General features: G+C 62.9%; 22 protein-coding genes, 1 tRNA gene and 1 pseudogene. 16 read left to right on the forward strand and 8 right to left on the reverse strand.

Annotated features, from left to right (window positions below; all coding sequences use genetic code 11):
- Positions 1 to 303: 303 nt before the first annotated feature.
- Positions 304 to 1,668, reverse strand: coding sequence for a metal-dependent hydrolase family protein (locus tag AS156_RS16145; RefSeq protein ID WP_066505993.1), 1,365 nt, complete (start codon positions 1,666 to 1,668; stop codon positions 304 to 306).
- Positions 1,669 to 1,782: 114 nt separating this feature from the next.
- Complete coding sequence (locus tag AS156_RS16150) at positions 1,783 to 2,346, reverse strand: HdeD family acid-resistance protein (protein ID WP_066505994.1); 564 nt, start codon at positions 2,344 to 2,346, stop codon at positions 1,783 to 1,785.
- Between the two features lie 81 nt (positions 2,347 to 2,427).
- On the opposite strand from AS156_RS16150, the gene AS156_RS42085 reads away from it, so the two are divergent.
- Positions 2,428 to 2,628 carry a hypothetical protein gene (locus AS156_RS42085; protein ID WP_136626253.1) on the forward strand — a complete coding sequence of 67 codons (201 nt, stop codon included), beginning with the start codon at positions 2,428 to 2,430 and terminating at the stop codon, positions 2,626 to 2,628.
- Between the two features lie 110 nt (positions 2,629 to 2,738).
- Here the strand turns inward: AS156_RS42085 and AS156_RS16155 are convergent, their stop codons facing one another.
- A complete protein-coding gene (locus AS156_RS16155) occupies positions 2,739 to 4,391 on the reverse strand; it encodes an MFS transporter (RefSeq protein ID WP_245312845.1) in 1,653 nt (550 codons plus the stop codon).
- A 69-nt stretch (positions 4,392 to 4,460) separates the two neighbouring features.
- Complete coding sequence (glsA, locus tag AS156_RS16160; protein WP_066506059.1) at positions 4,461 to 5,459, reverse strand: glutaminase A; 999 nt, start codon at positions 5,457 to 5,459, stop codon at positions 4,461 to 4,463.
- 388 nt (positions 5,460 to 5,847) lie between these two features.
- Between glsA and AS156_RS16165 the strand changes: the two genes are divergently transcribed.
- Positions 5,848 to 7,566: a metallophosphoesterase family protein gene (locus AS156_RS16165; RefSeq protein WP_066506061.1), complete on the forward strand. Its 1,719-nt coding sequence runs from the start codon at positions 5,848 to 5,850 to the stop codon at positions 7,564 to 7,566.
- A gap of 62 nt (positions 7,567 to 7,628) precedes the next feature.
- Here the strand turns inward: AS156_RS16165 and AS156_RS16170 are convergent, their stop codons facing one another.
- On the reverse strand, positions 7,629 to 8,657 hold the full coding sequence (locus AS156_RS16170) for an AI-2E family transporter (protein WP_066505996.1): 1,029 nt from the start codon (positions 8,655 to 8,657) through the stop codon (positions 7,629 to 7,631).
- Positions 8,658 to 8,978: 321 nt separating this feature from the next.
- Between AS156_RS16170 and AS156_RS16175 the strand changes: the two genes are divergently transcribed.
- The 9 genes and pseudogenes from AS156_RS16175 (at position 8,979) to AS156_RS16215 (ending at position 18,215) form a co-directional block, all read left to right on the forward strand.
- Entirely contained in the window at positions 8,979 to 9,188 is a 210-nt protein-coding gene (locus AS156_RS16175; RefSeq protein ID WP_066505998.1) for a hypothetical protein, read from the forward strand.
- Between the two features lie 247 nt (positions 9,189 to 9,435).
- Entirely contained in the window at positions 9,436 to 10,077 is a 642-nt protein-coding gene (locus AS156_RS16180) for a glutathione S-transferase family protein (protein ID WP_066506000.1), read from the forward strand.
- Between the two features lie 55 nt (positions 10,078 to 10,132).
- Positions 10,133 to 11,119: an agmatinase gene (locus AS156_RS16185; protein WP_066506003.1), complete on the forward strand. Its 987-nt coding sequence runs from the start codon at positions 10,133 to 10,135 to the stop codon at positions 11,117 to 11,119.
- 88 nt (positions 11,120 to 11,207) lie between these two features.
- Positions 11,208 to 12,670, forward strand: a pseudogene (locus tag AS156_RS16190) (catalase).
- Between the two features lie 126 nt (positions 12,671 to 12,796).
- Entirely contained in the window at positions 12,797 to 13,759 is a 963-nt protein-coding gene (locus tag AS156_RS16195; RefSeq protein WP_066506005.1) for a GlxA family transcriptional regulator, read from the forward strand.
- A gap of 226 nt (positions 13,760 to 13,985) precedes the next feature.
- Entirely contained in the window at positions 13,986 to 14,807 is an 822-nt protein-coding gene (locus AS156_RS16200) for a hypothetical protein (RefSeq protein ID WP_066506007.1), read from the forward strand.
- A gap of 183 nt (positions 14,808 to 14,990) precedes the next feature.
- The gene (locus AS156_RS16205; RefSeq protein WP_066506064.1) at positions 14,991 to 15,218 is read left to right on the forward strand and encodes a hypothetical protein; all 228 of its coding nucleotides are present in this window, start codon (positions 14,991 to 14,993) and stop codon (positions 15,216 to 15,218) included.
- An 86-nt stretch (positions 15,219 to 15,304) separates the two neighbouring features.
- Complete coding sequence (locus AS156_RS16210; RefSeq protein WP_066506010.1) at positions 15,305 to 15,523, forward strand: hypothetical protein; 219 nt, start codon at positions 15,305 to 15,307, stop codon at positions 15,521 to 15,523.
- 421 nt (positions 15,524 to 15,944) lie between these two features.
- A complete protein-coding gene (locus AS156_RS16215) occupies positions 15,945 to 18,215 on the forward strand; it encodes a cation:proton antiporter domain-containing protein (protein WP_066506012.1) in 2,271 nt (756 codons plus the stop codon).
- Positions 18,216 to 18,873: 658 nt separating this feature from the next.
- Here the strand turns inward: AS156_RS16215 and AS156_RS16225 are convergent.
- Complete coding sequence (locus AS156_RS16225; protein WP_066506016.1) at positions 18,874 to 19,320, reverse strand: hypothetical protein; 447 nt, start codon at positions 19,318 to 19,320, stop codon at positions 18,874 to 18,876.
- Positions 19,321 to 19,551: 231 nt separating this feature from the next.
- Between AS156_RS16225 and AS156_RS16230 the strand changes: the two genes are divergently transcribed.
- From AS156_RS16230 to AS156_RS16245, 3 genes are all read left to right on the forward strand, one after another.
- The gene (locus AS156_RS16230) at positions 19,552 to 19,842 is read left to right on the forward strand and encodes a hypothetical protein (protein WP_066506022.1); all 291 of its coding nucleotides are present in this window, start codon (positions 19,552 to 19,554) and stop codon (positions 19,840 to 19,842) included.
- 128 nt (positions 19,843 to 19,970) lie between these two features.
- A tRNA-Arg gene (locus AS156_RS16235) sits at positions 19,971 to 20,047 on the forward strand.
- Positions 20,048 to 20,659: 612 nt separating this feature from the next.
- Positions 20,660 to 20,947, forward strand: a complete 288-nt coding sequence (locus AS156_RS16245; protein WP_066506030.1) for a hypothetical protein — start codon at positions 20,660 to 20,662, stop codon at positions 20,945 to 20,947.
- An 847-nt stretch (positions 20,948 to 21,794) separates the two neighbouring features.
- Here the strand turns inward: AS156_RS16245 and AS156_RS16255 are convergent.
- Positions 21,795 to 22,103 (reverse strand): hypothetical protein, encoded by a 309-nt coding sequence (locus AS156_RS16255; protein WP_066506035.1) that lies wholly within the window; start codon positions 22,101 to 22,103, stop codon positions 21,795 to 21,797.
- A 113-nt stretch (positions 22,104 to 22,216) separates the two neighbouring features.
- Between AS156_RS16255 and AS156_RS16260 the strand changes: the two genes are divergently transcribed.
- Positions 22,217 to 22,456 carry a helix-turn-helix domain-containing protein gene (locus AS156_RS16260; RefSeq protein ID WP_066506038.1) on the forward strand — a complete coding sequence of 80 codons (240 nt, stop codon included), beginning with the start codon at positions 22,217 to 22,219 and terminating at the stop codon, positions 22,454 to 22,456.
- A 316-nt stretch (positions 22,457 to 22,772) separates the two neighbouring features.
- Positions 22,773 to 23,087 (forward strand): hypothetical protein, encoded by a 315-nt coding sequence (locus AS156_RS16265; RefSeq protein ID WP_066506041.1) that lies wholly within the window; start codon positions 22,773 to 22,775, stop codon positions 23,085 to 23,087.
- A gap of 249 nt (positions 23,088 to 23,336) precedes the next feature.
- Here AS156_RS16265 and AS156_RS16270 read toward each other — a convergent pair.
- Positions 23,337 to 24,739 (reverse strand): ISNCY family transposase (locus AS156_RS16270; RefSeq protein WP_082747396.1); only part of this gene is annotated, 1,403 nt, incomplete at its 5' end.

Here is a 24,739-nt window from a genome sequence, read left to right on the forward strand (position 1 = left end):
TCACCGCCCGTTCAAGACGCAAGTGCGTCTTGAACGAGGACACCTGCCACTAGGGCGTCAGGCCTGCACGACTTCGCCGTCCGCTATCTGCCACGTTCGTCAGTCGTGACCTCAGCGTCCACCGCCATCTCACCGCAACACTCGTGACGATCGCGACGCGCCCCTCAATCGGGTGAGACGGCCAATTCATACACTGAGTTGCACTTCTGTAAAACAGAAATTTTTCTTCGGCGGGGACTGGACTTCGGCGAGGCAGTGTGAAGCAAAATCGAGTTGCCCGTCGGGACCGTTTGTCGCACCGGGCTATTTGCTCCGATCTCCAACAAGAAGGTTCTTGTAGACCTTGCCACCCTTCATGATGACCACGAAGTTCTTTGCCGGATCTTCTATGAGCTTGATGTTGTCGATTGGATTGCCATCGACCAGCAGCAGGTCGGCCAGCGCGCCCTCCTCGACCACGCCGAGTTTGCCTGGATATGGATTGCGAGGTCCGGACATCCCAAGCAGTTCGGCATTGGTCGACGTCGCCATGATGAGCGCTTCGGCCGGCGTGTACCATCGGGTCAGCGTGGTCAGCATGGCTCCCTGCTTTTCGGCAAGCGCCTGCGAGAACAGAATGTCGGTGCCGAAGGCCGTCTTCAGCTTGTATTCCTTTGCAAAGCCATAAACCCTGTCCGTGCCGGCAACGACCTGTCGCATCTTGTCCAGCTCTGCGGGTCCAAGGGCGCTGGCACCTGACAGATCGACGAACGGCTGGGTGCTCAACCAGATTCCCTTCTCGGCCATCAGGCGAGCCGTCGCTTCGTCCATGAGATGACCGTGCTCGATACACTTCACCCCCGCTGCGATCGATCGTTGGATCGCAACCGGGGTATAGGCGTGGACGGCGACATAGGTCCCCCAGTTCTCGGCAGCTTCCACGGCGGCATGCAGTTCCGGTTCGGTGAAGGTGGACACGTCGAGCGGACTGTGTGGCGAGGCGACCCCGCCGCCCGCGGTGAGCTTGACTTGTGAGGCTCCTTGCATGAGTTGCTCGCGGGCGCGCAGGCGGACTTCATCCGGGCTGTCCGCGACCATGCTGCCACCTATTCTCTCCATGCGACTGAGCATGCCGCCGACGGTTCTGGGCAACTCGGACAGTTGCCGGAAGTCGCCATGGCCGCCGGTGATGGTGATCATTGCGCCCGACGGGTAGATGCGCGGGCCGACAACGAGCCCCTCGTCGATCGCACGCTTGAGCGAGAAGCTCGGCCCCCCCATGTCGCGAACGGTGGTGAAACCGCGCATCAGCGTGGCCGTGGCTTCCGCCGCGGCGAGCAGATTGGTGTAGCCGACATCGTTCGCGAGGGCGGACGCCGGCGTCGGGCGCACCAGCATCGCATGCCAATGCGCGTCGATCAGCCCGGGCATCAGCACTCGTCCGCCGCCGGCGATCACCTGGGCATCGGTTGTGATCGTGGCCGTCGAGATCTTCTCGACCTTGTTGTTCCGGACCAGCACGTTGGACGGTGCAGAGAGCTCGCCGTTCTTGCCGTCAAAGATCCGGACGTTCTGGAACAGGACGCTCGAGTCCTGCTGGGCCCGCGCCTGCGGCGAAACAAGCAAGCTCAACCCAATCGACCCGAGTAGTGCAAGAATCCCGAAGCCTGACTTTCTCAAAACCGTCATGTCCGCTCTCCAGCGTTGGCGCACCGAGTTCGATATCGATCTCGGTGTGCACAAGGGATCGATCCGATTGCCACTGATTGATGAAAGTCCGCTGCTCCTTGACGGATCGACGGTCTAGGGCGCCGCTCTGGCCGCAGGCGCCCAGGCGTAGGTCAGCCATCCGATGCCGTGAGACAGCAGGTCGATCCCCAGCAGCAGCCCGAGCACCCACAGCCCGGTTGCCGGAAACCCCGTCAGAATGATGAGCCCCGCCAGAACGCCGAACACGCCGGATGCCACCATGATCCAGCCGGATTGCTGCCAATGGCCGATGCCGACCAGCATGCGCACGATGCCGGAGATGAGGAGCAACAGTCCGAGGACATAGGTCAGGATCAGCGCGCTCGTCACCGGCTGGGTCAGCAGGATAATTCCGAATGCAAGGTAGAGCGCCCCGAGCAGCAACTGCCACACGAAGCCGCCCCACCCCTTGGTCCAGAATGCGTGCACGATCTCGAACCCGCCGGCGAAAATCGCGGTCCAGCCGATAAAGATCGTGCTCACCACGGTGAAGAGCGTGACGTCTCCCAGGACAAAGAGGCCCGCGAAGACCATGACGAGGCCGAGGAGAACGCACACCCATAATGGCGGTGCCGTCATGCCGCGGAGCGTCGTGGAGCTGTTCTCATAGGCGGTCATGCCGTTCTCCTCAGTGTCCAGTGAAGCCGTCGATGCCCACGCCCGCCGTCACCAGCGCCATGCACAACGGCGGCGCCCTCTGTGCCACCAACAGACCCGGCGGCGCCGGCGACGCCAGTGCCGCCGCGGCGGCGGCCGCCGTGGACCGCGGCGCGTGACAACCGCTTGAGCTTCAACCCGCGGCTCCTGATCGTCCGCCTTCGCGAGCAGGGCGTGTTCGGGAACGACCGGCATCGCCTCGGCCGCACGCACGAGCAAGCCAGTGCCCAGACCTGCGGCTAAGACGCCTCCGAACATCCTCTGCAATGCAATACGACGATCAATGTCATCCATGCTTCGCTCCATTATGTTCGCACAGGGACTTTCTTTCCGAAGGGCGTGCCATGCACCGCTCAGGCCGCTCGCTCACCCTCGTTGACCGCCCCATCACCGGGTATCTCGCCCGGGCGATAGTTCGGCAGGCGCCCCGCGGGAATAATCGCCAGCAGCGCGAGGCCGGCCATGATCAGCAATCCGACCTTCAAGGCGCGCAGCCGCGCCTCGGTGTTGACCCGCACCGCTTCCTCGACCTGCTGCGGCGTCCCGCTCGTGCCTTCCAGCACGCTGCGCAAGCGGTCGTTGCTGACGAAGGTGATGTTGTCGAGATCGACCTGGCTCTGAAGCTCCTTGGACAGCATCGGGCTCGCCGCGATCTTGCCAAGTGCGATCGAGCTCAAGAGCCCCACGAGAAGCGCTCCGGCAACCGCCGTGCCAACCGCAGAGGCAAGATTCTGTGTGGTACCGCGCAGCGACCCGACGTCACCGGCGAGTTCCTTGGGCGATGCCGTGACCAGAACGTTGAACAGCAGCGTCACCAGCGACCCCTGGCCGATGCCGAACAACACGAGCCCGAAGAGAACGGGAATCTCGTTCCAATCGTTGCGGATGACGAAAGCGAGCCACAGCAACGCGATGGTGCAAAGACCAAAGCCGAAGCGTCCGATCTGACGCGGCGTCAATCGGTCATAGACATTGACGATCAGCATCGCCGCGAAGAACACCGTCAGATTGAACGGCATCATCGCAATCGCGGTTGCGATCGGCGAGCGTCCCTGCACGATCTGGATGTAGAGCGGCACCGTGAAGTTCAGGGCGGCCTCCAGCGCGACAACGGCGAACAACGCGTAGACGGCGCACCGCTCCTCAGGCGAATCGATCACCTCGAGCGCCAGCAGAGGCGTCTTCCCCGCGGCTTGCTGACGGTGCGTCCACATCAGGAATGCCTGCCCGAGCAGGATGCCGAGCACAATCAGGATCGGTGCCGGCGAAACGCCGAGCAGGTCGAACGGCGCGTTATGGGTCGCCAACAGCACGCCCCAACCGTTCAGATTGTTGAATCCGAAACTGATGAAGATGATCGCACTCGCGGCGAGAGCAACACCTATCAGGTCGATCTGGACATCCGAGCGACCGCCGTCAGCCCGCAGACGGAAACTGAGGGCGAAAGCAATCGCCGAGACCACGATGAGAATTCCGAACGCGGGTCGCCAGCCGATATAGGTTCCAAGCAGCCCACCGACGACGAATGCCAGCACACCGGCGGCGGCACGCGCCGAGCCAAGTGCCCCAAGCGCCGTCGCCTGCTGCCGCCCGGAATAGTTCTCGGCGATCAGGGCAACCAGTGAAGGCACGATCACCGCGCCCGCAGCACCGGAGAGTCCCTGAGCGATAATCATGACGGCGGCCGTCGGGCTGAACGTCATCGTGATCTGCGCGATCAGGAAGAGCACAACGGCAGCGCGAAACACCTGCACCGCCCCGAATCTCTGGGCGAGCTTCGCGCCGAGCATCACGAACCCGGCAACAAGCATCGAGTAGGCCACGATCCCGGTCGCCACCGTGGTCGGCGGCACCCCGAAGCTCGCCACCATCCCGCCCATCGCGACCGGCAGCGACGCGACGTTGAACGACATGATCATCTGCCCGAGCGCAATCGCGATCATGGGCACCCATGATGCCCGCTCCTCCTGGTGAACGTCGCCGATCGAGATCGCTTGCGTCGCCATCACGGCCTCCAGTCTGTCCGGCTCTACGATCGGTCGGGTTGCAGGACCGCCGATCCCTTGTGCATCGGTTCACTCGTCCGGTTGGGATACGAACAGGTCCATGCCCAGTCGTTGCGACAGGAATTTTGCGGCGAGCTGCCCGCGCACGCTGTTGCCCGCGGCATCCAGCGGCGGACCGAAGGTGCCGAAACCGCCCTTTCCCGGGGACACCGCGACGATGCCGCCGCCGATGCCGCTCTTTCCGGGCAAGCCGATGTCGTACAGCCAGTCGCCCGACGTCTCGTAGAGCCCGGCCGTGACCATGACGGCCAGGGCATAGTGGCACACGGCCGCATCGACGACGCGCTGTTTGGTGATCGGATTGACGCCGCCGTCAGCCAACGTCGCACCCATCACGGCCAGATCCCTGGCACTTACATTGAGCGAGCACTGTCTTGTGTAGAGATCAGTCGCCTGCTTGGCGTCGCAGTAAATCCGGTCAAAGCTCTCGAGCAGCCGCGCGATGCTGCGGTTGCGGAAATTGGTCTTCGAGGCAGAAGCGTAGACTTCGTCGTTGAGCGGAAGCTTGCGTCCGGCGAAGCGCGACAGGCCGTCATGAATGAGCCGCCATTGATCTTCCGCGCTCGCGCCCGGCACGAGGCTCGTGGTCGCGATCGCGCCGGCGTTCACCATCGGGTTGGTACGTCCACCGCCGTGTTCGATCGCGGCCAGCGAGTTGAACGGCAGCCCGGTCGCATTCGCCCCCAGTTTCGCGCGCGCCGCTTCAGGGCCGATGGCCTCGCACACCAAGGCAAACACGAACGGCTTGGACACGCTCATGATCGAGAATTCGTATTCGATATCGCCGGCGCCGTAGACGCGCCCGCTGGTCCCGACCACGCAGACGCCGAACAGCTCGCTCGGCACTCGGGCGAGTGCCGGATACACTTGCGAATTCGCGCCCTCGCTGTTCGACTTGAAGCGCAGATGAGCGTCGGACACCAGCTTCTGCACCATCTCGGGATCGGGCAAATGCCCCGTCGAGATGTAAGGCCGTTCCGCTTGTTCCGCGATCGAAGGTGGCCGCATCGGCTCCTCCTTCCAGCTCGACTTTGGCGTCGAGGTCTCTGGTCGGCGTTGGAAGTAGGCGCTCAAAACCAACATCGAGTCAACGATCCAGTCACCCAGGGTTTGCAGTGCATGTGTTCGTCCAGCACACTTTGTCACAAATGCCGCAAGCGACGCGCGTCTCGCACCTATTCGCCCGATCTCAATGTCGTTCAAGGAACCGACGCGACGGTTGTTCCACGCAAAGAATACACCTTCACGCACCGACGCAGTCTCATTATGCAGTTTGTGCCAAACGACGACCGGGCGTTTGACGGAGCATGCGCAAACGCTCCAAGATTGCAGGTGCCGGGCTCGCTGCTCGACCGAGCTCGCCGACCAAGAGGTTCAAGAGGTTAAGGAGAACAGCGTGCCGCTCGATCCCCGCCAGGGTGACGTCGAGGACGATGCCGCCAGCCCTGGACAGCGCTCGCTACTCGCAATCGCCGGCAGCCTGCTGGTCGAGATCAGCCTGCCAAAGCTGCTGGTGGCCTGGGCTGCCTCGCTGCTGTTGCCCGGCCTCTTGCTCGGCCTTGCACCCTTGGTGGCTTCGGCCTGGCTTGCGAGCCTCTCGATCCATGCCCGCGCACTGACCGAAATAGGCGCCGCCCTGACGCTGGTTGCGATCGCAGCACTAGGATGGTTCGGCTGGCGACCCCTGCTCCGGATCGCCGAAACCAATTTCTGGTCCCTCAACGCGCTCGCGGTTCAGCCGAGTTATGCGTTCGCGCGCGAGGCGCTGCGCCATCTTGTGGAGCGGGCCTGGCGCGGCAAGGTCACTCCAGCGTTTCGCATGCGGCTCCGCCGCGCCTGCTCGCTCGGCGCCGGCGTGCTGCTGTCGGCCGGCGCGGCGCTGATCGCGCTTCTGGCATGGCCGGCGACGCGATGGACAGCCAGCCTGAATGAGCTCGCACTGATGCATCATCTCGTGGTGCCGACGCTCGCCAACGCGTTGGTGCTGGTGTCGTGCTATCTGGCCGCCGCGTCGCTGGCCTGGGGTGTTGCGGATGCCAGCATGGACCAGCCGGTCGACCTCGCCGCGTTCGACACCGTGCCATCGGGAACGCGCATCTGGCGCGTTGCCCATCTCTCCGATCTCCACACGGTCGGCGAGCGATACGGCTTCAGGATCGAGAGCGGGCGGGCCGGTCCGCGAGGCAACGAACGTCTCGATCGCGTGCTGGCGAGGCTTTCCTACATCCATGCCGTCAATCCGCTCGACCACGTGCTGATCAGCGGGGATATGACGGATGCCGGGCGGGCCGCCGAATGGGCCGAATTTCTCGATGCGCTATCTCTCCATCCCCAACTCGCCGCGCGCACGCTCATGCTTCCGGGGAATCACGACCTGAACATCGTCGACCGCGCCAATCCGGCCCGGCTCGACCTCCCCTTCAGCTCCGGGAAGCGGCTGCGGCAGGTCCGCACCCTTTCGGCGATCGCGGCGGTGCAAGGCGACCGCGTGCACGTCGTCGACAGCTTGGGGAGGCTTCCGGCCATGCTCCTTGAGGCGCTTGCACCGCATCGCGAGCGGATCGTTGGGTTTGCCGATCATGGGGGCATCCTGCGCGCCGCCTCGCTGCACGGGGTGTTCGACGACCAATTCCCGATGATCCTGCCACCTGATCAGGCCGATGGCCTCGGCATCGCCATCCTCAACTCCAACGCCGAAACCCATTTCTCCTTCACCAACGCGCTCGGACTGGTTTCCGACGACCAGATGCGGCGGCTGGACGCCGCGATGCGGCACTTTCCGAGCGCATGCTGGATCATCGCGCTGCACCATCACCTCATCGAATATCCGATGCCGGTGAAGGCCTTCTCCGAACGGGTCGGAACGGCCCTGATCAACGGCAGCTGGTTCGTCCGCCGATTGCAGGCGTTCGCCGATCGCTCGATCGTGATGCACGGTCACCGCCACATCGACTGGATCGGCGCTTGCGGTCCGTTGCGGATCGTCTCGGCGCCCTCACCCGTGATGCGCCCCGACGACGTCACCACGCACTTCTACATCCACAACATCGCCAGAGGTCCGGACGGGAGGCTTCAGCTTGCCGAGCCGGAGCGCATCGATATTGCCGGAGATTAGAGACTCCGTGCTTTGACGCGTTTTCTTCACGCGAACCGGTATCCACTTCGCTCGAAAACGCTCTAGCCTTTGGCCGGAGTCTTCTCCGCCGATCTGCCGAAGAGCTCGGCGATCCAGCGGGTCGACGGATGCTGCGCGCAGAAGGTGAGGATGGCGAGCGTGATAGGCACGCCGATAAAGGTTCCGAACAGGCCCCAGACGAAACTCCAGAAGAAAATCGCGAACAGCACGAGAAATGGCGAGATCGACAGCACCGAGCCGGCGACGCGCGGCTCGACGTAGCTGCCGACCACGAACTGGATGATATTGAGGCACACGAAGATGCCGAGCACCGCCTGCCAGCTCTCGAACTGCGTCATCGCCAACAGCGTGGGAAACAGCGTCGCGACGAAGGGGCCGATGAACGGAATATAGTTGAGCACGAAGGCGATTACGCCCCATTCAAATGCGAACGGCAGTCCGGTCACCGCGGCAAACAGCCCCACGAGCAGACCGGTGACCGCGCTCATCTGGGTCCGCACCACCATGTAGCGCCGGAGCTTGGCTGCGGTCGCCCTGCTGCCGTCGAGCATCACGCGCGCGGCGGTGCGATTGTCCAGCCTTTCTATACGCCTGCCGACATCTTCGATCTCGAGAAGTCCGAGCACGACATAGACGAGCGCGATCAGCCAGAAGCTCAGCGTCGTGTTGACGCGACCGGTAATGTATTGCGTGGCGCGCAGCAGCCAGCCGACGTCGAAATGTTCCGCCCACAGGCCCGCGACGGAGACGCCGTGATCGTCGAGCCACGCCACCGCTGCGATGTAGAGCGCCTGGTACCGCGCCGCATCCGCGATCGCGTAGTGCCCGACCCGGCCGAACCCCCACGCCGCCAGGGACGCAAATGCAAGGCAAACCGCAACCGTGAGAACAAGGGTGATCGCAAGCGCGAGGAGCTTCGGCAGCCACGACTGCAGCCATTTCTGCACCGGCCAGACCAGCGCCATGATGAAGAGCGCGGCCGCGAGCGGGGCGAACACGCCGCTCGCCCGGATCAATGCTGCGATGACCAGGACGGCTGCAATGATGCCGGTTGCAAATGCTGCTCCCATCTTCGGGTTGCCCCACCTCCCTGCGCACCGAGAGTGTCAGCCGTCTCGCGCTGCGACAAGACCGAACCGGATATCAGGCGGCCGCAGTGTTCCAACAAGCTGTTAGGTAAACATGATTGCCGCAACCGTAAAGCGCGAGCAATTGAATCAAAAGCGAGATCGGCCGCGACAAGGTTCAAGCAACGGTTGCATCATGGGCGCCCGGGTGTACGATTGCCGGGCCAGCTGCGAGCCCGCAGCTTTGTTGGAACAACACCGGCTCGCAGCGATTGGCGACAATGCTGCCTCAATGGCTGCATCACTTGACGCGTGAGGTTGATCATGGTGGCAAGTACGAGCGACGGACCGGTTCTGCTGATCAAGAAGCTTGGCGGTCTCGTTACAATCATATTCGGATGCCTGCTGACGGCGGTCGGCGCGACATACGAGTCCTCCAGCACGATGGTCGTCGGCCTCCTGCTCCTGGTGCTCGGAGCGGCCCTGCTGACGCTCAAGATCATCAGACGAAACCAGAGCAGTTCGCTCGGATAGCCTGGCCGTCCGCGGAACGGTACGCCGCAGCTCGAGGGCGGACAGATAGGCCCTGCTCGCGACGCGGGCTCCGGTCGACTCATCACTGATAGTGCACCGCGCCCTTGCCGGCGTGGCTCGATATGACGTCGGACCACGTTGGCCAAGATCGGCGGGCCTTTGGCCGAAATCGGCGGACATCGGTCGTTGATGCGAAGGGCTGTGCTTTCTAATTCTCGGAGCATCCAGACGCGGAGCCCGAGAGACCATGTATCAACTTCATTATTTTCCAAGCAACGCCAACGCAGCGCCTCACATGGTGCTCGAAGAGCTCGGCCAGACATACGATCTCGTCCTGGTCGATCGGGCCAAGGATGCCCAGAAGTCGAAGGATTATCTGAAGATCAATCCCAACGGCCGCATCCCCACGCTGGTCGATGGCGACCTGGTGCTGTTCGAGGCCGCCGCGATCGTTCTCCACCTGGTGGACAAGCACGCCGAGGCCGGCCTCGCGCCCAGGATCGGCACGCCCGAGCGCGCCAGGTTTTATCAGTGGATCACCTTCCTGACGAACTCGCTGCAGGAAGAGCTGATGATCTGGCAATACCCGGAGCGCCTGACCCATGGCGACACAGCCGCCATGGAGGTCGTCAGGCGCGGCGCCGAGCAGCGCGCCGGCGCCTATCTGGATGTCATCGAACAGCACCTGAAGACCAACGGGCCGCTGTTCCTCGGCGACACGCTGAGCGCCGCCGACTTCTACCTGGTCATGCTCGCGCGCTGGGCGCGTCCGATGACCAATCCGCCGCGCTCGCGGCCGGGCATCGCGAGGCTGCTCGATAAGGTCAGCGCCCTGCCCGCGGTGCGCCGCGCCTACGCGCGCGAGGGCGTCACGGATGACATCTGCTGAGAGCCGCTCAGAGCAGGCAAACGGCGGTTTGCCGTTTCAGAGAAAGGATATTGCGATGGACACGCAGCACGTAACCCGCAACATGCCGGAGCGAATGGATCTGCCCTTTGTCGGTCTCGCCACCTTCGCGGGCCAACCGGCGTGCACCGACTGGGACAAGCTCGACGGCGCCGACGTTGCGATCCTTGGAATCCCGATCGACACCGCCTCGAGCTATCGCGTCGGGACGCGCTTCGGGCCCCGCGCGATCCGCGAGATGTCGATGTTCCACGGCTTCGGTCCGGAGGGCGTGTTCGACTTCGAGGACGAGGTGACCTATCTCAGCGCGAGGGAAGTCAAGATCCTCGACGCCGGCGACAGCGATGTCATCTACGCCGACACCAAGCGTAGCCTGGCGAACGCCGAACTCGCGGTGCGCGCACTGCTCGATGCCAAGGTGATGCCCTACATCCTTGGCGGCGACCACGCCATCACGATGGCGACGATTGCCGCCTATTCCAGCGAGAAGCCGATCCACATCGTGCACCTGGATGCTCATTTCGACTTCATCGACGGACGCAACGGCATCACCTGGGGCCATGGCAGCCCGATGCGGCGCGCGTCCGAGATGGCGCATGTGAAGGACATCACGACGATCGGACCGCACAACATGGCCGCCGTCAGCAGGAAGGACTACGAGGCGGCGAAGGCCTACGGGACGCATGTCGTGGCGTTGCGCAAGTTCCGCGAGATCGGCGCCAAGGCGGCGCTTGCCCATATCGCCGACGGCGAACGCGTCTATGTCTCGATCGACGTCGACAGCTTCGACCCGTCGATCGCGCCGGGGACGGCAACGATCAGCCATGGCGGCTTCACCTATTACGAAGCCAAGGATCTGTTGCGCGAGGTCGCGCGGCGCTTCGACGTGGTCGGGGTCGATTTCGTCGAGGTCTCGCCGCCCTACGATCCGTCCGGGATCACGTCGCTGCTGGCGGCGAGAACGAGCCTCGATTTCATCGGGTCGATCTTCCACGAGCGCGCAAAGCGGCGCCTTCAGCCGTAACCAAGTCCGCAATCGTAATCGCGCTTCGCTCGGCGGAAATGCCGGGACGGCGAAGCGCTGCCTTTCGACAAGCAACCAGGAGTCTCCCATGACTGACCAGACCAAACGACTATTTCTGACCCACGCCTCCGGCGCGCCGGTCACCGACAACGTGAACATCATGACGGCGGGACCGCGCGGTCCGGCGCTGCTGCAGGACGTCTGGCTGATCGAGAAGCTCGCGCACTTCCACCGCGAAGTGATTCCGGAGCGGCGCATGCACGCCAAGGGCGCCGGCGCCCACGGCACCTTCACGTCACTCACGACATCACCCGTTACAGCAAGGCCAGGATCTTCTCCGAGATCGGCAAGCAGACCCCGATGTTCGCACGGTTCTCGACGGTGGCGGGCGAGAGCGGCGCGGCCGACGCCGAGCGCGACATCCGCGGCTTCGCGCTCAAATTCTATACTGACGAAGGCAACTGGGACGTGGTGGGCAACAACACCCCGGTGTTCTTCTTCCGCGATCCCTTGCGCTTCATCGACCTGAACCATGCCATCAAGCGGCACCCGCGCACCGGCATGCGCGATGCGGACATGAACTGGGATTTCTGGACGCTGCTCCCGGAGGCGCTGCACCAGGTCACCATCGTCATGAGCGAGCGCGGCATCCCAAAGAGCTTCCGCCACCAGCACGGCTTCGGCAGCCACACCTACAGCTTCATCAACGCGAACAATGAGCGCAACTGGGTCAAGTTCCATTTCCGTACCCAGCAGGGCGTTGAGAACCTCACCGACGCCGAGGCCGAGACGCTGGTCGGCAAGGACCGCGAGAGCCATCTGCGCGACCTCTTCAACAGCATCGAACGCGGCGAATTCCCGCGCTGGACCATGTTCATCCAGGTGATGGCCGACGAGCAGGCGAAGACCTTCCCGTTCAACCCGTTCGACCTGACGAAGGTCTGGCCGAAGGCGAAATATCCGCTGATCGAGGTCGGCTACTTCGAGCTCAACCGCAATCCGGAGAACTTCTTCGCCGAGGTCGAACAGGCGGCGTTCACGCCCGCGAACGTCGTCCCCGGTATCGGCTATTCGCCCGACAAGATGCTGCAGGCCCGCCTGTTCTCATATGGCGATGCGCAGCGCTACCGTCTCGGCGTCAACCACCACCAGATCCCGGTGAACGCGCCGAAATGCCCGTTTCACAGCTATCATCGGGATGGCGCCATGCGCACCGACGGCAACCTTGGCGGCACGCCGGCCTACTGGCCGAACAGCACGGGCGAATGGACCGACCAGCCGCAGCTGAACGAGCCACCGCTGGAGATATCAGGCGCCGCCGCGCATTGGGATCACCGCGCGGATGATGACCACTGGCAGCAGCCGGGCGATCTGTTCCGGAAGATGAATGCCGCGCAAAAGCAGGCGTTGTTCGACAACACCGCGCGCCAGGTCGGCAAGGCGTCCAAGCACATCCAGGAGCGCCACGTGGCCAACTGCAGCAAGGCCGATCCGGCCTACGGCAAAGGCGTTGCCGACGCGCTCACCAGGCTCGCCGCCGGCGATCTCTAGCGCAATCAGGGCGGCATGCTCTGCTTGCTGCCCTTGCCGCTCTGGGCATTTCGCCTCGGTCTGGTACAACCGCGTGCTGCCTGCATCACGCACCACACCGAAGCGGACGGCAGCTGAGGCAGACAGTTGAGCAGCAAGTCGATCGCCATCGTCGTTCCGCCCAACGCGCAGTCGCTGGACATCTCCGGCCCTCTCGACGCCTTCCTCGAGGCCAACAGGCAGGCTCCCGGCCGATGCGACTACGATGTGCGGCTGCTGTCGGTCGGCCCGGATCGCGTCGTCAATGTCATGGGGATGTCGTTGATGGCGCATCGCTCGATCATCGAGGACGACGGACCGATCGACACACTGCTGGTCGCCGGCACGCCGGATTATGCGCTGGCCTACGCCGAGTCCGCCCTGCCCGCGTGGTTGCAGCGGCAGGCACCACGCAGCCGCCGCTACGGATCGGTCTGCACCGGCGCATTCTTCCTCGGCACCGCCGGACTGCTCGATGGCCTCAACGTAACGACGCACTGGCAGCACGCGGCCGAGCTGGCGGAGCGGTTTCCGGCGGCCAAGGTGGTGTCGGACCAGATCTTCGTGCAAGACGGTGCACTCTGGACATCGGCGGGCGTGACCGCAGGAATCGACCTCGCCTTGAAGCTGATCGAGGACGATCACGGCCGTGACGTGGCGCTCGCGGTTGCGCGTCGTCTGGTCGTATTCCTCAAACGACCGGGCGGGCAGTCGCAATTCAGCGCCCATCTCGCGGCCCAGATCGCGACCGAGGGACGCATCCAGGCGATCCAGCACTGGATCCTCGATCACCTGCCGCTGGATCTGACGGTGAAGACGCTTGCCTCGCGCGCCGCGATGAGCGTGCGCAACTTCACCCGTATCTTTCGGCAGGAAGTCGGAATGACGCCGGCCGACTTTGTCGAGATGGCCCGCGTGGATTCGGCGCGGCGCTTGCTCGAGGACAGCGACATGCCCTTGCAGCGCGTCGCGTCGAGTTGCGGTTTTGCCAGCCCCGACACGATGCGCCGCGCCTTCATGCGACGAATCGGGACCGGCCCGAGCGAGTATCGCGAGCGCTTTCGCCGCTGACGGTTACAAATTACCGAAGCGGCACTGCCAATCACGACGATTTGTCTTCAAGGAAGCCATGCACGTTTGCCGCGTGCGGCGTCCTGCTCTCGCTATTAGAGTTGCGTGTTGTGTCGCAAGCGTTCGCGGCAACGGCTTCGGATGCCAGCATCCCGGCGATTATTTTTCGCCGCGGATACCGGCGCCCAAAAACCAGGCACAAGAAGAGCCGGCAAGAAGAACAACAATGGATCAAGTGGCGCTGATCGTCGTTCGGGCGGTGGAAAGCGGTGCGTCGACGACGAAAGGTATCATCGACGCGACAGGGCTGTCCCGACTAAAGGTCGACCGTGCGTTGAACGCACTGGAGAAGCAGAAGCTCGTATTTCGCGAGAGCCAGGGCTCGTGGGCCCTCGGTATACCGGAGGCTCCGACCGTCCGGGAGTGTGGGTCCTGCACCCTCTGCTGCAAGGTGCTTGAAGTCACCGACGTCGGAAAACCGGTGAACCAGGCGTGCAAGCATATTCTCGCCGGCGGAGGCTGCGAGATCTACCAGCAGCGTCCTCGACAGTGCCGCTCGTTTAGCTGCACCTGGCTGCAAGGCCATCTCGATGACGACTGGTTTCCCGAGAAGTCGGGCATGGTCCCGCATTTTGGCTTGGACGCGTTCAACGTGCAGGTCGATCTCGATTGTCCCGACCGGTGGCGCGAGGAGCCCTACTTCAGCAAGCTGTGCGAATTGTCACTCGACGGGCTCAGGGTGGGCGGACGCCGCCGCTATGCCACGCTCGTCATCGTCGGTTCCGACAGGTATCTCCTGCTCGGGCGAACCATCGTGCCCGATCCCACCTTATTCGGGACGGCCTTCGTGCCCGTGACACGCGACACGTTCCGCTACTGGAAGGCCAGGTCGCTCGAGCATTTGCAGCGATTGAACGATCGCGTCATGGAGATCCAGCGCATCCAGCAGGAATTCGGGTCGTGCGCCATCCCCGATGACGACGATCCTCATCCGCCCTATCGGCCCGCTTTGCTCGAATTGTCGAAAAATCTTCGCCTCGTATCCTAGCGGCAATCGCATCCGAACGGCCCGATTGTGCAATCCCGCCGCCTGGCCGGGAGGCGGCTGCGGCAGGCATAGATCCCGACGCCGAATGCCAGGAACGCTCGCATGGGGACAAGCGTTTTGAGCATGTCGCACGGAACGACGCGCGACATGCTCACCGACTGCTTGTGCTCAGGAAGGAACCGGATGCCCTACGCGCTGTTCGATCGCGATCGACAGATCGACCAGGCCTTTCCGACGGAAAATCAGGCTTGGGAACACGCGCTGGTGTCGGGGCTGATCCTCGACGTTCCGGTCGCGGACGACGCAGCGAGCGAGGGGCTTCCGTCCGGCTATCACATGAAGCTCGTATCCTATGACGGCGAGCTCCTTGATCCGGCACCAGGGCTGACACAGTCGAAACGGAATTCGTGATCCCTGCGATCAGCGGGTCATCGGTCGTGCGCGCCGGGCCGCGACGCGCGAGCGAACGAAGCCAGCCAGTAACCGAGGATAACGGCATGGTCGACACCGGCAATATCTTCCGCGTTCGCTGCGTCGACAACACGTTGCAGCGAGACATGCTCACCGTAGGACAGATCTATGAGGTGACCAAGGTTCACGAGAAAGACGACTACTACGAGCTGAGCGGTCTGGGCCGCTTCAGCCGGTCCAGGTTCGAGATCGTGGAGCCGGCATCGGCTGATGATGACGATGTAGGCGAAGACGAGAAGAAATAACTGGAGCCGTCACCGTGCTACGGCCGGCCGCCTCCGCCCGTGCCCTCTATGGCGCAGTTTCCTAACCGCCGCTCAGATGATGGGCGGCGACAAACAGGGCCAATCCGCACAACACCAGGGCCGATGCGGCACCGGCGGCGCTTCGTGCGAGCTCAGCTTTCGACAGATTGGATCGTGTAGACATCGTGGCACTCCGTTCATGCGGGCAAGACCGCCCCGGAACGCCGGCCCGGCCCGTTGGCACTGAGACTTCCGACATCACGGAGATAAAACGGATTGGCCCCGCCTCCGTTCCAAACTGCGGGGAACTCGACCTTCGACGGGCACCACGGATCGCTTTTGGAACCTGTGCGTTGACCAACGGTGATCCAGGCGCGGGCTGCGCCGCTCGTGACGTGCAAACGGGGCAATCGGAGACACGATGCTGATCCGCTGGGGGCGGCTTCAACCGACGATCTGGGCCGTCATCATTCTGCTGGCAATGGTCACGGCGGCGGATGCCGAAGGTGACAAAGCGAGCCGTCCATCCGAGTTCGTCTTCCTGGTCCAGATCGCGCTCCTGATCGCGGTCGGACGCGGCCTTGGCGAACTGATGCAGCGGATCGGCCAACCCTCCGTCATCGGCGAGCTGCTGGGGGGCCTGTTGCTCGGTCCGTCGCTGTTCGGCTGGCTGTGGCCGTCGGCACAGGCTGCGATCTTTCCCCCGTCCGGCGAACAGAAGGCGCTGATCGAAGGCGTGGCGCAGTTCGGCATCCTGCTGCTGTTGCTGCTGACCGGGATGGAGACCGACCTCAAGCTGGTCCGCAAGGTCGGCCGCGCCGCGATGACGATCTCTGTCGCTGGGATCGCAGTGCCGTTCGCCTGCGGGTTTGCACTCGGCGAATTCCTGCCGCAGAATCTGTTGCCGCATCCCGAAGCACGGCTGATCGCCTCGCTGTTCCTCGGCATCGCGCTCTCGATCTCGTCCGTGAAGATCGTCGCCGTCGTGGTGCGCGAGATGAACTTCATGAGGCGCAATGTCGGCCAGATCATCGTCGCCTCCGCGATCATCGACGACACGATCGGCTGGATCATCATCGCCGTCATCTTCAGCCTGGCCTCGCGCGGCACCCTCGACCTGCTGTCGGTCGCGCAGGCGCTGTTCGGAACCCTCGCCTTCCTCGCGGTGAGCTTCACGATCGGCCGCCGGCTGGTATTCCGGCTGATCCGCTGGGCCAACGACAATCTGGTCAGCTCGGCAGCCGTCATTACGGTCATCCTGCTGTTGATGAGCGTGATGGCGATGATCACGCATCTGATCGGCGTCCACACCGTGCTCGGCGCCTTCGTGGCGGGCGTGCTGGTCGGCGAGTCTCCCATTCTCACCCGGCAGATCGACGAGCGGCTGCGCGGCCTGATCTCGAGCCTGTTCATGCCGGTCTTTTTCGGCCTCGCGGGGCTCAGCGCCGATCTGACCGTGCTGAAGGATCCGCAGCTCCTGTTGCTGACCGCAGCACTCGTGCTGATCGCGAGCATCGGCAAGTTCGGCGGCGCATTCGTCGGCGGCGCGCTCGGCGGACTGACGCGGAAGGAGTCCTACGCGCTGGCGAGCGGCATGAATGCGCGCGGCTCGACCGAGGTGATCATCGCAACCATCGGGCTTTCGATGGGTGTGCTCAGCCACACCATGTTCTCGATGATCGTGACCATGGCGATCCTGACCACGATGGCGATGCCGCCGATGCTGCGCGCCGCGCTGGCGCGGCTGCCGCTCGGCGAGGAGGAGAAGGAGCGGCTGGAGCGCGAGGAGTACGAGCAGCGCGGCTTTGTCGCCAATCTCGAGCGCCTGCTGCTCGCGGTCGACGAGAGCACCAATGCCAGGTTCGCGGCGCATCTCGCCGGCCTCCTCGCCGGCGGACGTGGCCTTCCGATCACGGTGCTGCATGTCGGCGCGCGCGCCAGGCAGCAGGAGCAGAAGCGCGACGAGGAGGAAAGCCACGAGGCCGCCGTGATCAATGCGGCCAAGGCCAGCGCCGAGGCCGAACCTGACGGCGGCGGCAATGTCGACGTCATTACCCGCGCGCGCGACACGACCGCGGCGGAAGCGATCACCGAGGAGGCCAGGAAGGGTTTTGACCTGCTCGTGGTCGGCATGGACAAGGTCGCGAGCGGCGACGGCGGGTTCGACAAACGCATCGACGAGCTCACCGCTGGGTTCGAGGGCCCGCTTGCGATCGTGGCCGCGAAGGGCGTCCACCAGAAGGAGCCCACCGTCAACGCGCGGAAAATCCTGGTTCCGGTGTCCGGCAGCAATGTCTCGCGGCGTGGCGCCGACGTGGCGATCGCGCTGGCGCGGCTCAGCCCGGAGCGGCTGCAGGTCGTCTACGTCTCGACCACGCGAGACAAGGGCGCGCGGCGGACCGGCGCCAGCATGTCGCTGGCGCGCGAGGAAGCGATCCTGAAAGACATCGCGGCAACCGCAGCGCGCTACGACGTCAATGTCGCCACGACGCTGCGTGCCAACGCCGCGCCCGAGGTGGCGATCCTGCAGGAGATCGCGGCCGTTGGCGCCGACCTTGTCGTTATCGGCGTCGACCGCATCCAGGGCGAGAGCCTGAACTTCGGCAGCGTCGCCGCGGCTGTGCTCGGCAAATCAAAGGCATCGGTGCTGCTCGTGTCGGATGGCGACGTCAGAGCTCAAGGAAACTCCTGAGCGTCTGACGATCCTACAAGGCGGATCAGTCTGATGACACGCGGCCGAATTAAGGGCTGTCAGTTGGTTCGCGCGATGGGCCTGTCTGCCGAGGCCGGTTGGCCCCTAGCTTCATCCCGTGTGATTGCCGTGAGCCGATCGAGCTGGTTAGCGAGGCCGGCGAGACTGCGCGCAATATTGCGCAGCAAGGCGGCGCGATGCTCAGATGTTCCGGGGTTTTGCGCCAACCTCTTGCATTTGTTGGCCTGGGCCTGGCATTCCGCGGCGGTCAGCATTGTCCATTCCTTACTTTGTGAAAAGACTCATCCACAAAAGCGCCGTTATGCAAATGCTGCGCCATGCAGGGCCGCCAAATCCGGCTCCAACCACCCGCCTAGCTCCTCACCTGCGCCGCAACGAGCTAACGCGTTGTGCGTGAAGCGATCATGACGCAGCTATGCGCCCGCGGGCGCTGCCCACGGCGTTCATGAGATATCACCGCACGCCGAAATTGATTGTGAGCCATCTCTCATTCAGACGAGATGGCCGCGTTCCGGCGAGGCAGCCGGGTTCCGCCTAGGCGATCAAGCTACAGGGGACCAGGGTTGTAGCGTGCGATAGAAGAAAGGGACGGCTGCTGCAGACGGTGTCGCAAATCATCGCATGGGAGACGGTCGGCCTACCATTCTTCCGGACAGGGATCGACGATCTTCCAGAGGTCGGGGCCGTTCTTGATCTTCTTCATCTCCGTGGTGAGGCCGCCGTTGCGGCGGATCCAGTCCTTCACCGTGCCCGGGTAATAGGACATCAGGTCGGAGGTGCCTTCGAGGCTGGTGACCTTGATGCCGAAGGTGAAGGCCTTGTCGTAGTAGGCCTGGTGGAAGCCGAGGCTCGCCCGCGGCGTCACGCAGATCTTGTTCATCGGCACGATGCCGAACACCAGCGTGCAGGCCGAGTTGCAGATGCCGTCGATGACGACGCGCTCGCCGCGCGCGCGGATCCTCTGGTACTTGGCCTTGTACTCCTCGACATAGCCGCCATGGTCGCGGGTGATGTGGAGAATATCGGCCCGCGCGGGCACGGCAGCCAGGACGAGCAACAGCAAGGCAAGGGGCGTGATGCGCATCGAACGTTCGGATCCGAAGTGCCCTTAAGTGATCGACGGAAGATCGGCCCGCGGTTGGACCTGACCGAAAGACTCTGGCCGGACTGTGTTGGCAATCCGTTAAGCATGCGCAAAAAGGCAAAATTTGGCGCGCTGTGACTGATTTCCTGCAGCCTTTCGGCCCAATTCGCGCTAAATGGAGCTGGAATTGGCAGAAAATCCCGATTCCAGTGTGACGTCAGGAGGCCGCAAATGACCAAACTGAAGCTCTTCGCCGCCGCAGCCATTGCCACGTCAGCCGTGGCCGCCATCGCCCTCACCCCGGCGGTCGCAGCCGACCTCTCGGTCTACCCGCACCACCGGCATCACCATTACCGTCACGCCCATTGGGGCCTGCCCTACCACATCAGCTATTTGCACAATTACGGCCCCGGCTTTGAGCCCGGCAGGTTCGCCTATTACGACGGCCCCTCGAGCAACAAGTGCTATCAGAGTTCGGCCGCCTATATCGGCCAGGATCACCGCCGGCATCCCTGCGAGTGAGATCTGTTCCGTCACGCGAAGCGGTCGCCAAGTCTTCCGAACCAAGTCTTCCGAACCAAGTCCTTTCAAAAACATCGCCAGCCATCGCTGGCCGTTTCGGCTCAGGTCTGCTAATCGACCTGCCACGCGCGCTCGTAGCTCAGCTGGATAGAGCATCGGATTTCGATTCCGAGGGTCGGGAGTTCGAATCTCTCCGAGCGCGCCAGTTAAGTCTATGAACTTGCGGCGCTTCTAGCGAACCCCTTTTTCCATTCTGAACGCCTTCCGAAGCGCCGTTCTGAACGTTTGTCGCCGCTTCGTTCGCGGCTAGCTCTTTCGCAACGGCCTCAGCCAAGACGTGAGCGTGGCGTTTGCGCGTCGCGCCGAGCATGCGCGCCTGCGTGCGCTTGGCGTATCCCTCGTAGGACTTCTGGGTGCTGTGCATCGACAGCGCGCGCCCCTGGCCGTCTGTCAGCTCAGCCTCTTCAAGCTCAGTCATGCCGCCGTGCCGGCATGCGTCCAGCGTGAAGTGCGCCGGCACGCCATCGACTTTCTTCCTGAGCCGAGCAACGGCGTGGTTGATAGAACTGTAGACCCACGGGATCGCGACCCCCTCCCTGCCCTTCTCCTTCTTGGAGTTCTTGCCCAGCTCGCGGAGGATCATCTGCACGCCGAGCTTCGGCAGCCGGGCCAGCACCTCTTCTGCCTCAGCATAGAAGCGAACCACCCCGTCCTCGGTCTCTTCTTCTAGAGGGTGTGGGGCGACCTTGTTGGTCTTGTGATGGACCACTCGGATCGTCGACGGCGCGGCCGGCGCGCGGTAATCGGACCACTTCATGTGACCGAGGACGACGTTCTCCGGACGCTGGAGCCATTCGAAGCAAATGACGGCGGTAGCGGCGATCTCCGGATAGTCATCAATGACACCCCACGCGAAGGTGTAGACCTCCTCGCGGGTGACCGCCGGCTTCTCAGCCTTCGCGCGCACCTTCAGCGTCACACCAGTCCACGGATTCGGTACCTGCCGATCGAATTCGTCTGGAAAGAGGCGATGCACCACCCGCCACGCTTTCCGACACAGCCCAACCAGTTTTTCGCCGGTACGCAGACGCTGCTTGCCCTTTAGGTCCTTCTTGCCGGTGCCTTCAAGAAACTTGGCGTAGAGTTTATCTGCAGTCCGCGGCGAGACACGTTTGACCTGCTGACTGCCGGTGCGTTCACCGCGCTTATTGAGGATCTCGCAGATCTGATCCATGGCCCACTCGTAGTCGCTGCGCGAGCGCATGGCGACCTTGTTGAGATAGGCATCGCTCCGCTTGTACTCACGAAATAGCCAGTCGACGGTGCCGTATTTCGGCAACAAAGCGCCCGGCGAAACCGGCTGCCCCTTGCGCGCCTGATCCCATTCATCGAATTGATCGTTGAGGGTCTTGGCGCGCTCCTTCATCTTGGCGAAGTCAGTGCCAAGGGGCTCATTCTCGACCGTGCAGTCCAACTGCCGATATTTCGTCGGAACGTTGTAGTAGAAGGCAACTTGGCCGCTGCCCTTGAGCCGCTTCCATATGACGTGCCGCGGAAGGTCCAAGGTCAATAATCCTCGGCGAGGTCGCCTTGCGCGATGTGCGGCGCTATCGCTGCGTCCAGATCGTCGATCAGCCATAGTCTTCTGCGCCCCTCGGCCACGCGGGGCATAGGATATTCCTTGCCAACCCGCTTAAGGAAGTCGTCAACGGTCGTTTCACCGCAATACCCTGCCGCAAGGTCAGCCCGCATGCGGCGGGGCCAGGCACCATGTGGAATGAATGCAGGTCGCCGGCTTCGCGAGGAAGCCGGATGGTTGGTCGAAATGGCGGGAGGCAAGAGCGTGCCCCTGAGAAAAATTACTTCGCTTACCTCGCCGACAAAGGCGGCGCACAATGAGGCCGGTTGACTCGCGGCGAATCAACCGGACCAGCTGCATTATACCAAACTCGTCAGGCTGCCTCGTCCTGGTCGGCCGCATCAGCCAACGACAGGCGGGCATCATCGTGGCGAAGGGTGGCTTCAATCCTCTCGATCCATTCCGGCTCGCGGGGCAGCTCGTCGAGTAGCACCAGGGCCTTCCTGCACAGTTCTCGCCAGTCTGAGGCAGGCGCTTCAAGGATCCTCTCGGCAATGCCGCGTGCCGTGCTGGTCATCTCCTCAACGATGTCGCTGGGCAGTGGACCACGGGTTAGATTCCGCAGCTTTTCGTGGGTGTACAGGAACTGGGACAGGCTGGTGTTCTTGACGGCTTGCGGCATTGCGTAGCTCTCTCCATGTAACGATTAACGTTAAGAATAACTATAATCGTTATATATCGCCATGTCAAACGATTTTCGTTATAGATAACGGAAATTGTTGGGAGCTAAAATTCATGACGCCAGCACAATGTCGCGCCGCACGAGCCCTGGTAGACCTCTCGCAAGATGATTTGGCCAAATCGGCAGGCGTGGGACTATCCACCGTCAGAAACTTTGAGACAGGCCGCTCCTTCCCAATAGCAAACAATCTCATCGCCATCCGCGCCGCCCTCGAGGCTGCCGGCGTCATCTTCCTCAGCGATGGCCAATCGATCGACGGCGGGCCTGGTGTAAGGCTGGCGCGGAAGGAATAACGCCAACGACCAAACAGCGAAAACCCGACAGGGCGCGGTCCTGTCGGGCGTTTCGCAAAGTATGATCACGTTATCTAATGCCTTGGATTAAAGGCCAAAACGCGCTTCGATGAAACGAAGATTCATTCCGTAAGACTTCGGAGACCCTGCACGTGAGCACGAGCGTGCACGAGCGGGAGCACTCAGCCCGGCCGGTGGGCACGCGGGAGTAGCGAGCTTTCTCGGCTGTGGGCGCGTGGTCCAATCAAAAGACTAGTTGCCGCCTCTGGTTCGCTCGCCCTATGGTTTTGATTGAGATATTTTCGGAAATTCATTTATGCCTGAACTCACCGATTGCTACGACTGCGATAGCCCGATTTCCTTCAGCGCGATAACTTGCCCGCATTGCGGGTCGACCGAGCCCAGCGGTCCCTATCGGCATTCCCGAAAAGAGCAAAAGCGGTTGGGCGCCGAAGCGCGCAATGACAATCGGATGGTTTTCATCACTGTCGTTTGCATCGCCGTCGGAATCATTGTCGCTGCTCTGACCGGTCACGGTATCTTCTTCGCAGCATCACTCGGCGTACTTGGCGCCCTCGTCGGGCCTCCTGTTGCTTTCGTGGTCAACATGCTTTGGGCGCTGCGGCGCTGATCACTTGTAGCGTCAGTCCGTCCAATCAACGCCTAGACAAACCAGCACTGCTGACTCTGCATCTGTTAACAACAATTCTGCCCATCTTGCGCTCCGGCGCACAACGGCAGAGCCTTCCTCTAGCTACTTTCCGGCGCAAAATTCGCCGTTCTCGAATTGAAGTGATTTGGAATGCGTGCTGAAAAGACGACACCCCGCCGGCGATAGCGGCGGGGTGTTGGTAAAGCGTTGGTGATCTTCGGCGCGTTTCTAGTTTGACGATTTCTCATTGATGGCGCGGCCGATGTTGATGAGATTATCGGAGATCACGCCGAGTCCGACCCAACGCTTCATTCCATCTTCGCCCTTGTAGCGACAGCGGCTGAGCCCGTGTCGCCGCTTCGACACGCTGATGCGGCCCTCACATCCGGTACGCCATTTCTGACCGTTGCGGAACCAGCGCTTCTTCTGTTCGCGTCGGCGCTCAGCGCTCTTGGTGGAGCGGTTGGGAATGCACACACGCTTGACACCCTTGGCTTTGGCAGCGGCCTCGTTCTTACCGGAATAGAAGGCCGCGTCGGCAGCAACCAAGTGCGGCACGCGTCCGATCGCCGCCTGGTGGAGTTCGAGCGCGGGAATGAGCAGGTCGGAATCGTTGGGCCGCTTGTCATAGACCTCGAAGTCGATCACGATCTGGTTCTCGGCCTCCTGCAACTTCACCATTTTGCCGAACTCGTTGGGCTTGCCCGCCTTGCCTTTGCGGATGACCTCCGTCGAAGGCTCGAACACGCTCAAAAGCTTACCTTCCGAGCGCGTATCGCCGCGATAGATCCGGGCCCTGGTCTGTTTCATGACCTGGTTTACTCGCGGCACCATCTCGTCGATCTGATGGCGCAAGCGATCGAGCTTCAATTGCCCCATCGCATTGGGGGCCTGCTTCACTCCCGCGGCGATCTGCGCCGAGAACTGCTTTGCCTGTCCGACCACGCGGCTGGCCGAATTGAGCAACCGCCCGTAGGCACCCTTGAGCTTCTCGGAGCTCTGCTTCACCCTGGAGCGTGCGGCCCGCGCAATGTCGAGCACCCGCAGCTTCACGCTGCGACTGCGATCGCGCAACTTGGTACCGGTCTCTCCAGCGATCTTGGTGACCTCCTTCATGGTGCGGATGAGCACGCGCACGCCGTCGCCCAGCAGGCTCGAGTCGGTCGGATAGTGGACATTGGTCTCCACCACCGTGGTATCCACGCGCATCCGCCGGCCTTCCACAACTCCTTGATCCTGCGCGATCTTCACCATCCGTCCGTGGACCTGCTTGATCACCTTTGGGCCCACCGCCAGGCCCCACCGGCCGATGGTCTTGGCATCTGGCATCTTGCCACCGCCGATCCGAGCGAAGTCGCGGTAGACGAGATTGGCGCGTACTTCGCGCTCGAGCACCTCGTAGCTCCAGTTGCGAACGTGCTTGAGAACGAGCAGTCGCAGCACCATCTCCGCCGGCGCACCACGCCGCCCGCGGCTGCGGCTCTTGGGATGTCGCTGGCCGAGCGCTTCGTACACCGCCGTGACAATGGCATCGTCATCCAGGATCCGGTCCGCGTGGTCCATCCAGTCCTCACGCAGGCCGGCCACTTCCTCAGCGACCCAGTGATCCCCAAACCTCAGCTGTGCCCGCC

The organism is Bradyrhizobium macuxiense, assembly GCF_001542415.1.
In the GTDB taxonomy this organism is placed as follows: Bacteria; Pseudomonadota; Alphaproteobacteria; order Rhizobiales; family Xanthobacteraceae; genus Bradyrhizobium; species Bradyrhizobium macuxiense.